The sequence below is a fragment of the Enterobacter cloacae complex sp. IR5422 genome (assembly GCF_049238165.1).
In the GTDB taxonomy this organism is placed as follows: Bacteria; Pseudomonadota; Gammaproteobacteria; order Enterobacterales; family Enterobacteriaceae; genus Enterobacter; species Enterobacter roggenkampii.
The window spans coordinates 1-12,778 of record NZ_JBMKHT010000029.1; the positions used below are offsets into that span (position 1 = coordinate 1).

Annotated in this window: 13 protein-coding genes, 1 tRNA gene and 1 pseudogene; 6 read left to right on the forward strand and 9 right to left on the reverse strand. The window is 61.3% G+C overall.

The window, feature by feature from the left end:
• On the reverse strand, nt 1-628 hold a 628-nt coding region (locus ACOTXT_RS14550; RefSeq protein WP_421625333.1), incomplete at its 3' end, for a D-alanyl-lipoteichoic acid biosynthesis protein DltD.
• Between the two features lie 278 nt (nt 629-906).
• On the opposite strand from ACOTXT_RS14550, the gene ACOTXT_RS14555 reads away from it, so the two are divergent.
• Nucleotides 907-994 (forward strand) — tRNA-Ser (locus ACOTXT_RS14555).
• Between the two features lie 44 nt (nt 995-1,038).
• On the opposite strand, the gene ACOTXT_RS14560 is transcribed toward ACOTXT_RS14555, so the two are convergent.
• Genes ACOTXT_RS14560 through hpxO form a run of 3 tightly spaced genes read right to left on the reverse strand, consistent with a single transcriptional unit; the run spans nt 1,039 to nt 4,192 of the window.
• Nucleotides 1,039-1,974, reverse strand: coding sequence for a PDR/VanB family oxidoreductase (locus tag ACOTXT_RS14560; protein WP_023292848.1), 936 nt, complete (start codon nt 1,972-1,974; stop codon nt 1,039-1,041).
• An 11-nt stretch (nt 1,975-1,985) separates the two neighbouring features.
• Nucleotides 1,986-3,020, reverse strand: a complete 1,035-nt coding sequence (gene hpxD, locus ACOTXT_RS14565) for a molybdenum cofactor-independent xanthine hydroxylase subunit HpxD (protein WP_023292847.1) — start codon at nt 3,018-3,020, stop codon at nt 1,986-1,988.
• Between the two features lie 17 nt (nt 3,021-3,037).
• The gene (gene hpxO / locus ACOTXT_RS14570; RefSeq protein WP_023292846.1) at nt 3,038-4,192 is read right to left on the reverse strand and encodes an FAD-dependent urate hydroxylase HpxO; all 1,155 of its coding nucleotides are present in this window, start codon (nt 4,190-4,192) and stop codon (nt 3,038-3,040) included.
• A 239-nt stretch (nt 4,193-4,431) separates the two neighbouring features.
• Between hpxO and uraD the strand changes: the two genes are divergently transcribed.
• Both uraD and uraH read left to right on the forward strand, forming a co-directional pair.
• Nucleotides 4,432-4,932 carry a 2-oxo-4-hydroxy-4-carboxy-5-ureidoimidazoline decarboxylase gene (gene uraD, locus ACOTXT_RS14575; RefSeq protein WP_032663850.1) on the forward strand — a complete coding sequence of 167 codons (501 nt, stop codon included), beginning with the start codon at nt 4,432-4,434 and terminating at the stop codon, nt 4,930-4,932.
• Nucleotides 4,929-5,252 carry a hydroxyisourate hydrolase gene (gene uraH / locus ACOTXT_RS14580; protein ID WP_008499857.1) on the forward strand — a complete coding sequence of 108 codons (324 nt, stop codon included), beginning with the start codon at nt 4,929-4,931 and terminating at the stop codon, nt 5,250-5,252. The genes uraD and uraH overlap by 4 nt, the downstream gene beginning before the upstream one ends.
• Here the strand turns inward: uraH and guaD are convergent.
• A complete protein-coding gene (gene guaD / locus ACOTXT_RS14585; RefSeq protein WP_023292844.1) occupies nt 5,232-6,548 on the reverse strand; it encodes a guanine deaminase in 1,317 nt (438 codons plus the stop codon). The two genes, uraH and guaD, sit on opposite strands and share 21 nt — an antisense overlap.
• A 102-nt stretch (nt 6,549-6,650) precedes the next feature.
• Nucleotides 6,651-8,147, reverse strand: coding sequence for an NCS1 family nucleobase:cation symporter-1 (locus ACOTXT_RS14590; protein WP_055322196.1), 1,497 nt, complete (start codon nt 8,145-8,147; stop codon nt 6,651-6,653).
• Between the two features lie 144 nt (nt 8,148-8,291).
• Here ACOTXT_RS14590 and ACOTXT_RS14595 point away from each other — a divergent pair, with 144 nt between their 5' ends.
• From ACOTXT_RS14595 to puuE, 3 genes and pseudogenes are all read left to right on the forward strand, one after another.
• A complete protein-coding gene (locus ACOTXT_RS14595; protein ID WP_021240830.1) occupies nt 8,292-9,008 on the forward strand; it encodes a GntR family transcriptional regulator in 717 nt (238 codons plus the stop codon).
• A pseudogene (locus ACOTXT_RS14600) lies at nt 9,008-9,875 on the forward strand (aspartate/glutamate racemase family protein); the annotation flags it as partial. The gene ACOTXT_RS14595 and the pseudogene ACOTXT_RS14600, both read left to right, overlap by 1 nt.
• Nucleotides 9,763-10,695: an allantoinase PuuE gene (puuE, locus tag ACOTXT_RS14605; protein WP_055322194.1), complete on the forward strand. Its 933-nt coding sequence runs from the start codon at nt 9,763-9,765 to the stop codon at nt 10,693-10,695. The pseudogene ACOTXT_RS14600 and the gene puuE, both read left to right, overlap by 113 nt.
• Before the next feature lie 115 nt (nt 10,696-10,810).
• Here puuE and hpxZ read toward each other — a convergent pair whose 3' ends face one another.
• Genes hpxZ through hpxX form a run of 3 tightly spaced genes read right to left on the reverse strand, consistent with a single transcriptional unit; the run spans nt 10,811 to nt 12,776 of the window.
• Nucleotides 10,811-11,197, reverse strand: coding sequence for an oxalurate catabolism protein HpxZ (gene hpxZ / locus ACOTXT_RS14610; protein WP_008499851.1), 387 nt, complete (start codon nt 11,195-11,197; stop codon nt 10,811-10,813).
• Nucleotides 11,194-12,591: an AtzE family amidohydrolase gene (locus ACOTXT_RS14615; protein ID WP_055322193.1), complete on the reverse strand. Its 1,398-nt coding sequence runs from the start codon at nt 12,589-12,591 to the stop codon at nt 11,194-11,196. Before ACOTXT_RS14615 ends, hpxZ begins: the two co-directional genes overlap by 4 nt.
• Nucleotides 12,588-12,776, reverse strand: coding sequence for an oxalurate catabolism protein HpxX (gene hpxX / locus ACOTXT_RS14620; protein ID WP_045334723.1), 189 nt, complete (start codon nt 12,774-12,776; stop codon nt 12,588-12,590). The genes ACOTXT_RS14615 and hpxX overlap by 4 nt, the downstream gene beginning before the upstream one ends.
• Nucleotides 12,777-12,778 lie beyond the last annotated feature (2 nt).

Below are 12,778 nucleotides of genomic sequence, written 5' to 3' on the forward strand. Positions count from 1 at the left end.
CCAAAATCAGCCACGAAGAGACGATTTTGGGCTGAAAATTGGAAAATTGAGCCACAGGACGTCGATAAAGGACGGTTTGGGGCGTCATATCGGGAGCTGCGGACCACTTAATCGCAACTTCCTTAACCAATATTGGGCGTGCCTGCGGATCCTTCATTAAAGGATTAAAAACAGAACCCGGGAAATTATCGGCATAGATAGCGGGAGGCAGGCCTTTTGAGTAAAAGCTGTCAGGTGCCAGCAGCAAAACAACTTTACTGTTTGCGTTAAGGCTATTTTTAAAACGTGAGAACAGTAAAAACTGCGTTTCGTCATCGACAAACGCATCGCCATACGCCACGACGGGTTTGTGCAATTGCTTATTAAAGTAATTATAGACAGCGTAATGTTCATCTTCTGAGGTCGCCACCTCAGACGCACCAATGAAGAATATCGCATTCCCTTCTAAGGCATGAGAAATAGTGGCAATTTTTTCCGCCTGTTCTTTAGGCGTGCCCGCCATTGATTTAATCAGCGGCTGGAAGGTAAGCGGCGGATCGAAGCTCGCCACCAGCGGGTGAATACAAAGAAACAAAATGGCCAGAAACGCCATCAGAAAATGTAAGCAAAGCGTATTTTTGATTTTCATCATCAACCAGTAACACTGCATGGCAGTAATGTCTTAAATCTGCGGAAATTCAGATTTATAACAATTACACAACAAATGGCCGTCTATTTTTGTGGCATTCTATACCAGAGCGATTTAAAAGGATGAGCGTTGCTATGTTACGGTATGTACAAGGTCGCGGAGAGTGAGTGGATATCAGCGTTTGGGTGACTTTTTGCGCAGTCAAACGCCCGTGGGGAAAAATCGAAAAATTCCTGCTTTACAAGGCGCTAATAGATGTTTATAGTGCGCCTCACTTTGGAAGCGTGGCCGAGCGGTTGAAGGCACCGGTCTTGAAAACCGGCGACCCGAAAGGGTTCTAGAGTTCGAATCTCTACGCTTCCGCCAAATTCGAAAACCCTGCGATAGCAATATCGCAGGGTTTTTTCGTTTTACAGCCCAATCACCAGCTCCCCGGAATAGCTTCGCGAACAGCACAGCGCCACCTGCTGGTCCGTTGCGTCTTTTTCCGCCTCCGACTGCACGCTATCCCGGTGATCCACCACACCGTCAATCACCGGCGTCAGGCAGGCGCCGCAGATCCCCATCTCACAGGAAAGCGGGACCGCCACGCCATTTTCCTGCAGCACCTGGGCGATGGTTTTATCCGCAGGCACCGGCCAGCGCTCCCCGGTGGAGGCCAGTTTGACCGTGAAGATCTCCCCGGCTTCACCGCCTGCGGCGGGCGCAACGGGCTGAAACGCCTCGCGGTGAAGATGGGCGTCATCCCATCCCTTTGCCGTGGCGACCTCACGCACTTTTTCCATAAAACCCGCTGGACCACAGACCCAGGCGTGAAGGCCCGATTCGGCCGCGGGGAGATGTGCCGCCAGCGCTGTGCGCGGGCTGGCGGTATGAATGAGGCACTCACCGAGCCGGGAGAGTTCGCGCTCAAACGCCGCGCTTTCCCGGTTTCTGACGTAATAATGCAGCGTGAACGGCGTTCCGGTCGCCTTCAGCTGCAGGGCCATCGCATACAGCGGCGTAATGCCAATTCCCGCCGCCAGGAGCAAAACCCGCTCTGCCTGCTGCAGCGGAAACAGGTTGCGTGGAGCCGATATCATCAGCTTCTGCCCGGGACGCAGCGTCTCGTGAACGTAGCGCGACCCGCCGCGCGAGGCGGTTTCACGCCCCACGCAAATAAGATAGCTCTCGTCCCCACATGCTCCGGTCAGGGAATACGGGCGCACCACGCCGCAGGGCAGGTGGACATCAACGTGCGCCCCGGGCTGCCACGGCGGCAGCGCTTCGCCGTTATCAGCCACCAGCCTGACGGCGAGGCTTTTGTCGCCCTCGCGCCACAGCCCGTCAACAATTACGCTCAGCATATTGGCCTCCGTCATACCAGGAAAAACTCGCCAAAGCCCATTTTCTTCAGCCCCCGACGATAGGCAATCGAGCTTTTATCCGCGGGGATATGCGCTTCCAGCGTCAGGTCCAGCGGCAGGTTTTCCGGGCGCTGGGTTTCCACCATCAGGCGATCCTCTTCAAAAATCCGCAGGTTAAAGGCATGCACATCCTCCACCGGAATATGCAGGTCAAAGTTGCGGGCAATAGGGGCGAACATGCGGGTCACGCGCGATGACACCGGCGACGCGGCGTTCATGATCACCAGCCGCGATTCACCCGGAAAATGAATCGTCAGGGTGGCGGTGAACGGCAGGTGCATTTCAAAATGGCGCAACCACTGGAACCCTTCTGGCGCCTGCACGGGGGAACTGGCGGGATAGTTGCTCACGGCGCTCCAGTAATCCGCCACGAAGCCGAACGGCGTCTCCTGTGGCTGATAGGCAGGCACAAGCTGATTATTGGGATCGGCAAAGGTTTCGGTGTGGATCCACGCAAAGTGCGCCACGTCCAGAAAACCCTCTACCTGACGTCCGGCAAAGCCGTTCACCTCAAACGCCGGGCAGTTAATCTGCTGAAATCCGTCGTCATCCCAGTGCGGCATGGTGGGCAGCGGCGCAGGGTTATCCGGATCAAAGGCCAGGCAGGTCCAGATCAGCCCGAACCGCTCTTCGACCGCGTAGTTAATCAGGTTCAGCTTCGCCGGAACGGGCTGGTCGGGGCTGGACGGAATACGGTTGCAGCGACCGTCTTCCCCAAAGCGTAAGCCATGATAGGGGCAGATAATCCCGTGCTCGTCGTGAAAGCCGAGCGTCAGCGGCACGCCGCGGTGCGGGCAAACGTCACGGGCGACCACGACCTGGTCGTTAATGCGGTAAATCACCAGCTGTTCATCCAGCAGCGTCGCTTTGACCGGCGCCGGACCGACGTCGCAGGCGCGCGCGACCGGATGCCAGCATTTCGCCAGACGCAGCCAGTCCTCTGGCTCAAACGTACAGTGGGCGGGTGGGGTCGGTTCTCTTTTCATCGTTGTCCCTCTTGCGTTCAGCCTAACGGGCCGCCCTGAATGGTCTCGCACAGACCGTTGATGATGCGCTCTCCGGTCTCCTCTTTGAGCTCCTGATACCAGGCCTGCGTCAACGCCATATCTTTGCCGTGGGTGACGTCGCAGCGCTTGCGCGCCTTCAGCACCAGGTCGCGTACGCGGTCGCAGCGCAGCGCCTCGTACTGCCGCAGCGCCAGCGTGGTGTTGTGGTTTTCACGCAGGCATTCCCCCAGCACCACGGCATCTTCCATCGCCGCGCAGCCGCCCTGGCCGATATCCGGCGTGGTGCTGTGCCCGGCATCGCCCAGCAGCGCGACGTTGCCGCGCACCAGGTTGTCGAACGGCTCAATGTCGTGGATTTCAATCCGATTGGTCGTTTCAGGATCCAGCGCCGCGATAAGCTTCTGCACCGGCGGCGCCCAGCCGCGGAAGTAGCCCGTGAGATCGGCGCGCAGGGTGGTGCGATCCTCCGCCAGGCCTGCGGGCAGCGGCACGTCAAAAAAGAAATAGAAGCGTCCGCCGGAGACGGGCATCAGCGACACGCGTTTGCCTTCGCCAACGAAGGTGGTCCACTGGTGCGCCGGGGCGATCTCTTCGTCAATCTTCACCAGCCCGTTCCAGTTCACATAGCCCGCGTAGCGGCGCTCCGGGGTGTATCCCAGCACGTACGGGCGAACCGCCGAGTGGCTGCCGTCGGCGGCAATCAGGAAATCCCCGGCGGCGGTGGTGCCATCGGTGAAGGTCACGCTCACGCCCGCGTCGTCTTCATGGACGCCTTCGACGCGCTTGCCGAACTGCACCTTGTCGCGACCCCAGAAGTCCAGCATTTCGCGCTGAAGCTCAGCGCGCGAGACGGGGCAGGGGCGTCCGCCGGTACGCTCAACCAGCGGGGCAAGGCTAAAGCGGGTCAGGGTATCGCCGCGCCGGTAATCCTTGTAGGCCATAAAACGCATCGGCCCGCCCCAGGTCTCGATGATGTCGCCCATGCCGAGGTGCTGCATGCATTTCACGCCGTTAGGCCAGATGGAGATGGCCGCCCCGACGGGCCTGATCTCCTTTACGGCTTCAAACACGGTACAGTCGATGCCCGCTTTCTTCAGCGCGACGGCGGCGCTCAGGCCGCCAATACCCGCGCCAATAACGATTGCTTTCATGCTTCTCTCCTTTTGCAGGGTGTAAAGACAGTCAGCAATTTGCGTACCAGGCTGCAGCATGGCGAAAACGGCGTTGTAAGGGAGACGTTTGCACTGCTAAGGTGCGTAAACGCGGTGAGCGTGCCTTTTTATGAATCAAAAATTTCCTGGTCGACTTTGTGGAATCGACTGTTTCACGTCTGTGCTCAGGGTGGCGTGGTTTGTGCAATAGCCAGGAGAAGGACAATAAAGGAGACACTATGATCGCACTGCACGACTTCAATCATCTTCCCCATGAACAGGCGTTAGCGCTGATTCACCCCTGCGTGGCGCTTCCCTGCTGGGCCGATGCGCTGGTTCACGGGCGGCCTTACGCCAGCCGGGACGAATTGTTCAGTACGGCGAAATCGCTGATGCAAAACTGGGACGAAGCGGCGCTGGCGCAAGCCCTGAGCGCCCATCCGCGCATCGGGGAAAAGCCAGCGGGTACAGCGGCGGAGGCGGCGCTGTCGCGCCAGGAGCAGGGGGCGGTGAATGACCGCGATGATGCTCTTGCCCGGGCGCTGCGTGAAGGCAACGCCCGCTACGAAGCCCGCTTTGGACGTGTCTTTCTGATCCGCGCGAAGGGCCGCAGCGGCGAGGAGATATTACAGGCCCTGCACGCGCGGCTGGAGAACAGCGACGCGCAGGAAATCCGTGCCGCGCTGGAACAGCTGCGGGAAATTACGCTGCTGCGTCTGGAAGGAGTCATTCACGAATGAGCACACTCAGCACCCATATTCTCGATATTTCGACGGGCAAGCCCGCGGAGGGCGTGACGGTTCATCTGCAACAGGACGGGAAGACGCTGGCCACGGGCGTGACCAACGCCCAGGGGCGCATCGCCGCGTTCGTTCCCTCTCTGCCCGCGGGCCGCTATCGGCTGGTGGCGGAGATCGGGGCGTGGTTTAGCGATACTGGCCGGAAGACGATCTATCCCTGCGCGCACATTGAGTTTGTCACGGGAGAAACGGCAGACGAACACTTCCATCTGCCGTTTGTGATTGCCCCCGGCGGATGGTCAACCTACCGGGGCAGTTGACCACACCCGCTCGCCGTTGACCCAGGTCTCGCTGATGTTGCGCTCGTCGCCGAGGGTTATCAGCACGAAAAGCTGCTCGTAGATATCCTGACAGCGCCGATTGCGCAGGCGCTGCAGCGGCGTGACGTTGGGGTCGATAACCACGAAATCCGCCTCTTTGCCTGCCGCGAAGTTGCCAATCTTGTCATCCAGCCGGAGGGCGTGCGCGCCGCCCAGCGTGGCGTGATAAAACGCCTCGCTGGCGCGCAGGCGATAGCTCTGAAGCTGGCCGACCTTGTAGGCCTCTCCCAGGGTGCGCAGCATGCTGAAGGTGGTGCCCGCGCCGACGTCGGTGCCGATGCCCATCCGCACCCTGTGCTGCCAGCAGGCGGGCAGGCGAAACAGCCCGCTGCCGAGAAACAGGTTTGAGGTGGGGCAAAACGCCACCGCCGAGCCGGTGTCATGCAGGCACTGCCACTCGCTGTGGTGCAGATGGATCGCGTGGGCAAACACGCTGCGCTCGCCGGTCAGGCCGTAGTGGTGATACACGTCCAGATAGCGCTCATGCTCCGGCCAGAGATCGCTCACCCAGGCCACTTCGTTGGGGTTTTCGCTCAGGTGGGTCTGCAGCCAGGTATCCGGGAACTCCTCTCTGAGCAGGCTGACCGCCGCAAGCAGCTCGGGTGATGAGGTCGGGGCAAAGCGCGGCGTTATCGCATAGCCCAGCCGCCCACGGTGATGCCAGCGCTGGATCAGCGCCCGCGTCTGCCGGTAGCTCTGCTTCGCGTCTTCGCTCAGGTAGTCCGGCGCGTGCCTGTCCATCATCACCTTGCCGGCGATAAGGCGCATGTTCAGGCGCAGGGCCTCGGTAAACAGCGCCTCAACCGATTCCGGATGCAGCGTGCAAAACACCAGCGCGGTGGTGGTGCCGTTGCTCACCAGCTGCTGTATGAAAAATTCGGCGATCTCTTTCGCGTAGGCCTCATCGGCAAACTGGCTCTCCACCGGGAAGGTGTAGGTGGTCAGCCACTCCAGCAGCTGTTCGCCAAAGGCGCCGATCATCTCCGTTTGCGGATAATGGACGTGGGTGTCGACAAAGCCGGGCAGCAGCAGCCTGCCGCGCAGGTCGGTATAGCCTTTGTGCGGATCAAGATACTGCTCGCCCTCCTGCCACGGCATGTGCGCCAGAATTTTTCCGTTCTGTATAAACAGCAGGCCGTCCTCAAGGTAGCGCGCGTGCCGGGCAATGGCGTCTGCGCTGTCGCAGACCCGGGCAATATCAAAAAATGCACCGCGTATCGCAGTCTGGTATTCCATCATGGTTCCTGCCTTAGTGTGTGCGTAGCGGGGTGGGAAAGCTCAGCAAGAACGGTGCCAGAATGAACGGGCCGCAGATACGCTGCGGCCAGAGGGGAGGGGTTACTCTTTTTGCGTCGCCACGCGGGAGCCAAACGACGTCGCGCCTGCCGTCTCGCGCTCTTCCCGCGCCAGCCAGCGGTAGGTCACGCCGCCGAGGAAGACGCCGATAAACCAGCTGAAGTTTGCCACCTCATGCAGGGCCGGGATAAAGCTAATGACCAGGCCCACGGCAACGGACGGGATCAGGGCGCCAATGGCTTTCGGGTTAAAGCCGTTGCGGTACCAGTATTTGCCCTTTGGCGTGTCGTCGAACAGATCGTCAACCGATACCTTGCCGCGTTTAATCAGGTAGAAATCGGCGATCAGAATGCCGAACAGCGGGCCGATAAACGCCCCGAGCACGTCCAGGGTGTAGTGGATAAGCTCCGGCGAGTTGAACAGGTTCCACGGGGTGAGCAGGATCGAGCCGACGGCGGCAATCATTCCTCCGGTGCGGAAGCTGATTTTCTGCGGCGAGCAGTTAGAGAAATCAAACGCCGGTGAGACGAAGTTCGCCACGATGTTGATCCCGATGGTGGCGGTGATCATCGTCAGCAGGCCAATCGCCACGGCCAGATCGTTACCAACGCGGCTGACGGTCTCAATCGGGTCGGTGATCATGCGGCCAAACAGCGACTGGGTGCCGGAGACAATCACTACGGTGACGATGGAGAACAGCAGGAAGTTAAACGGCAGCCCCCAGCGGTTGCCGCGGCGGATCTCACCCATGCTTTTGCCGTAGCGGGAGAAATCGCCAAAGTTGAGCAGCGGACCGGAGAAGTAGGAGACCACCAGCGCCGTGGCGGTGATCATCTGCCAGGTCTGCTCGCCCGCGCTCAGGGATTTGCTGGCGAGGGTAAAGGAGATCCCGTCAAAACCGGTCTTGTATACAATCCAGCCGGCAAGGGCCAGCATTACCACATAGACCGCCGGACCGGCGATATCAATAAAGCGCTTGATGGCGCTCATGCCGTGCCAGAAGACCATCGCCTGCAGGACCCACATAATCGCAAAGCAGATCCAGCCCAGATGCGACAGGCCCAGGAATGCGCCGGTAGTGAGTGAAGAGAGCGATGGCCAGAACTTCAGCGCCACCAGCATCAGGGCGTTGGCGGCGAGATAGGTCTGAATCCCGTACCACGCAAAGGCAATCAGCCCGCGGATCACCGCCGGAATATTGGCCCCGAACACGCCGAACGCCTGACGGCTGATCACCGCATAGGGCACGCCCGCCATCTGGCTCGGTTTGGCCACCAGGTTGGCGCACAGCTGCACGAGGCAAATCCCCACCAGCAGGCAGAGCAGCACCTGCCAGCTTGCCAGCCCGAGCGTAAAGAAGCTCGCGGCGACCACATAACCCCCCATGCTGTGAACGTCCGACATCCAGAACGAAAAGATGTTGTACCAGCTCCAGTTCTGGTCACGCGTCGGTGCCAGATCCTCATTGCAAAGACGTGGGCTGTAAACCGCACCGGAATCAGCGGCCGTACCCTGCTGCGCGTTTTGACTGTTTGGCATGAAACCTGCTCCTGTGAATGAAAACCCGTTGAGTGGGAGTGCAAACGGTGTTGCAGGATCCAGGCCAAAATAATAAATCTTGTATGCAATATTTTATTTTTATGTATACGATTCGATAACGGAAAGTAAAATTCGGAATGGTGAATGAACAACATAAACGCCCTGCAGACCGCGCCAGACCTGCATGACAAAGACGAAACCATCTTCCAGGCGCTGATGACCGCGATAGTCGAACACCAGCTGCTGCCGGGGAGCAAATTGCCGGAAGAGGCGCTGGCCGAGGTGTTTGGCGTGAGCCGCACGGGCATCCGCAAGGTGCTTCAACGACTCGCCGCTGTGCAAATGGTCACCCTGACGCCCAAGCGTGGTGCACACGTCGCCAGCCCCACGGTGGAAGAGGCGCGGCACATCTTCCGCACCCGCGCGCTGCTGGAGGTCGCCAACCTGCCGGACGTGCTGGCGCACTGTCAGCCGCCGCACCTTGCCGCGCTGGAGGCCATTATTCGCCAGGAGCAGCAGGCGCACGAGGCCTATGACGGTCCGGCGGCAATTCGCCACTCCGCCAATTTCCACATTCAGCTGCAGGCTATCTCCGGCAACCAGGTGCTCACGGAGATGGTGACCGGCCTGAGCCAGCGTTCTTCGCTAGTGATCGCCACCTGGGGCGCGCCGTGGCGTCAGGGATGCCGCTGCAACGATCACGAACAGCTGGTGGATCTGCTGCGCCAGAAGGCCCTTGAGCCACTAAGCGATGCCCTCATGCACCATTTTGAACATATCGTCGCCAGCCTCTGCTTCGAGCGGGCGGGCGAGTGCCTGCCTGATTTTGCCCGGCTGTTTGCCGGCCACAAGGAGTCGTAATGTCTGTCTGTATACAAGTGATCAACCCCAACACCAGCCTCGCCATGACGGAAACCATCGGCGCGGCGGCCCGCGCGGTGGCGGCGCCGGGGACGGAGATCCTCGCGGTCTGCCCGAGCGCGGGCGTGCCGTCCATAGAAGGCCACTTCGATGAGGCCATCGCCGCCGTCGGTGTCCTGGAACAGATCAAAAAAGGCAGGGAGCAGGGCGTGGATGGTCACGTCATCGCCTGCTTTGGCGATCCGGGCCTGCTGGCGGCGCGCGAGCTGGCGCAGGGGCCGGTAGTCGGCATTGCGGAAGCCGCCATGCATATGGCGACGCTGGTGGCGACGCGCTTTTCGGTAGTTACCACGCTGCCGCGCACGCTGATCATTGCCCGTCATCTGCTGCACCAGTATGGCTTTCAGGACCATTGCGCGGCGCTGCATGCTATCGATCTCCCGGTGCTGGCGCTGGAAGACGGCAGCGGACTGGCGCAGGAGAAAGTACGCGCGCGCTGTATACAGGCGCTGCAAGAGGATGGCTGCGGTGCCATCGTGCTGGGCTGCGGCGGCATGGCGACCCTGGCGCAGGAGCTGACCCGCGAACTGCGCGTGCCGGTGATCGACGGCGTCAGCGCGGCGGTGAAGATGGTGGAATCGCTGGTGGCGCTGGGGCTGTCGACCAGCAAGCACGGCGATCTGGCGTTCCCGGAGAACAAAGCGTTAAGCGGACAATTTCAGGCATTGAATCCATTTTAAATTTTGGGGGTGGCATGGGGCTTTTCGAACAGGATTATCCGCGGGATCTGCGCGGCTACGCGGGCAACCCGCCGCACGCGCGGTGGCCGAATCAGGCGCGCATCGCCGTGCAGTTTGTGCTCAATTACGAAGAGGGGGCGGAAAACCACGTTCTGCACGGCGATGCCGGGTCCGAGCAGTTCCTGTCGGACATCATCGGCGCGGCCAGCTACCCGGACAAACACATGTCGATGGACTCCCTCTACGAATACGGCAGCCGCGCCGGGTTCTGGCGAATCCACAATGAATTTCAGAAACGCGGCCTGCCGCTGACGGTCTTCGGCGTGGCGATGGCGCTGGCGCGTCACCCGGAGATTGTTGAGGCGATCAAAGCGGCGGATTACGACGTGGTCAGCCACGGCTGGCGCTGGATCCACTATCAGAATATGGACATCAGCCAGGAGCGCGAACACCTGCACAAGGCGGTGCACGTTCTGACCGACCTGTTCGGCAAGCCGCCAACCGGCTGGTACACCGGGCGCGACAGCCCCAACACGCGCCAGCTGGTGGTGGAGCATGGCGGCTTCGACTACGACAGCGACTACTACGGCGACGATTTGCCCTTCTGGACGGAAGTGGCCTGCAGCGACGGCACCCGCAAACCGCACCTGATTGTGCCCTACACGCTGGATGCAAACGACATGCGCTTCGCGACGGCGCAGGGATTTAACACCGCCGAGCAGTTTTATACGTATCTGAAGGACAGTTTTGACGTGCTGTACGAAGAGGGGGAAAGCGCGCCGAAGATGATGTCCATCGGCATGCACTGCCGCTTGCTGGGACGACCGGGGCGTTTTCGGGCGCTGCAGCGGTTCCTGGATTATGTGCAGCAGCACGAGCGGGTGTGGGTCTGTACCCGCCAGCATATTGCCGACCACTGGCGGGAAGTGCATCCGTTTCAGAAGTAAGTGTGCGATGTTTTGCCGGGTGGCGGCTGCGCCTTACCCGGCCTACAGGGCCCACAGGGCATACGGAACATCGTAGGCCCGGTAAGCGCAGCGCCACCGGGCAGGTTTTTCAGCGTTACACCATCAAACTCACCTGCGCCGCCACGATGCGCCAGCCGTAGGCAAACCGCACCCACGTCTGCTGCTGGCGGCCAATGCGTTCCGTGCTCTCGCGGGTAAACTCGGTGCTGCACACGGCATAATCCTCCCCGAAGGTGGTGATGACGGTGTGGCGCAGCGTCCGCTGCAGCCCGGCGGCGGGGCGCGCCGCACGAAAGGCGCGGATTTCATCGATCCCGTACAGGTTTTCACCCGCCCCCAGCCGCACCGTGTTTTTGTCGTGCCAGAACAGCTCGTCCAGCACCGCAACATTATTGCTCACCAGCGCGTCCTCATAGCGGTAAAACGCGGCCGTCACCTCGGCAACCACCCACGGAAGGTTAATGTCATCGTGATTCATCATGCTGCTATCTCCGCCGGGTGGGCATCGGTGATGCCGCTCTCTTCCAGAACCCGCGCGACGCGCAGGCAGGCCTGCTCGTTAAACGGCGCGGCAATCAGCTGCAGGCCAATGGGCGCGCCCTGCGCGGTGCGCAGCGGAACGGTGGTCACGGGCAGGCCTAAAAACGAAATCGGCTGGGTCAGCATCCCCATGCTGGCGCGGATGGGAAGCGGCTGACCGTTAATCTCCATGGTTTGCTCGCCGATCCGCGTGGCGCTGCGCGGCGTTGCCGGGGCAATCAGCACGTCGGCCCGTGCAAACAGCGCGTGAAACGCCTGCCGTGCCTGCGCGCGAAACCGCTGGGCCTGAATGTACCAGGCAGAGGGGATCATCGCCCCGGCCAGCAGGCGTTCGCGGGAGTGCGGCTCAAAACGCTCGGGCTCCCGGCGAAGCGCGGGCAGGTACTGATTTCCACCCTCGGAGGCGCTGATGATAAACGCCGCGGAGCGCGCCAGATCGGCGTCAGGAAACTGAAGCTCATCCTGCACGTCGAGCGCCTTCGCCACCCGCGCCACGGCGTCTCTGGCGTCCGCGTCGCACCAGGTGGTGAAGTAGCCGCCGAGCACCGCGCAGCGCAGGCCGTCAAGCCCGCGGTCAAGCAGGGGGCGCGTCTGTTCGCGCGAGCTCTCTGCCTGAAAACCGTCGCTGGTGTCCCGGCCCTGCAGCGCGTCGTACACGGACGCCAGGTCGCATACGCGGCGCGCAAAGGGCCCGATATGATCCAGGCTCGCGACAAACGGATGGCTGCCGGATCGCGACAGGCGGCCAAAGGTGGGCTTCAGGCCGTAGATGCCGCACAGGGAGGCCGGAACGCGAATCGAGCCGTTGGTGTCGGTGCCGAGCGAAAAGTGCACCAGCCCGGCGGCCACCGCGGCGGCTGAACCGCCGGACGACCCGCCCGCAATACGCGTCAGATCGTGCGGGTTACGCGTCGCGCCGTAGTGGCTGTTCTCGGTGGTAAAGCCGTAGGCGTAGGCGTCCATATTGACCATCCCGGTCAGCAGTCCGCCCGCGCTGCGCAGCTGGCGCACGGCGAAGCTGTCGGCGGCCGCGGCTGGGCGCTGGCTGAACAGCTCTGCCCCCGCGAGGGTGGTATGTCCGGCAACGTCGAACAGGTTTTTCACCGCGTAGGGCACGCCCGCCAGCGGCGGCAGGGGGCGCTTCTCGCGCCGCAGGGTGTCGATGTTCTCAGCCTCGGCGAGCATGCGTGCTTCCGTCACGGCGGTCCAGGCGTTGATCTGCGGGTTAACGCGCGCAATGGCCTCCAGCGTCTGGCGGGCAATCTCGCGAGCGCTCAGCTCGCCCGCGCTCAGCGCCTGCTGGATCGCGCTGATACTCATCTCGTGTAGCGTCATGCTTTATACACTCCTGCAATCTCCAGACGGTCGTCGAGCGGCAGCGCCATCAGCGGGGCGGCCATGGTGGCTATGCGGCTAAACTGCAGCTGCAGCTCGGCGCGGCGGGCGTCATCCAGCGTCACGCCGAGTACGGTTTCCATCTGCGCCAGGTACGCCTGCCAGTCGGGTTGGTGTGTCGTCATTA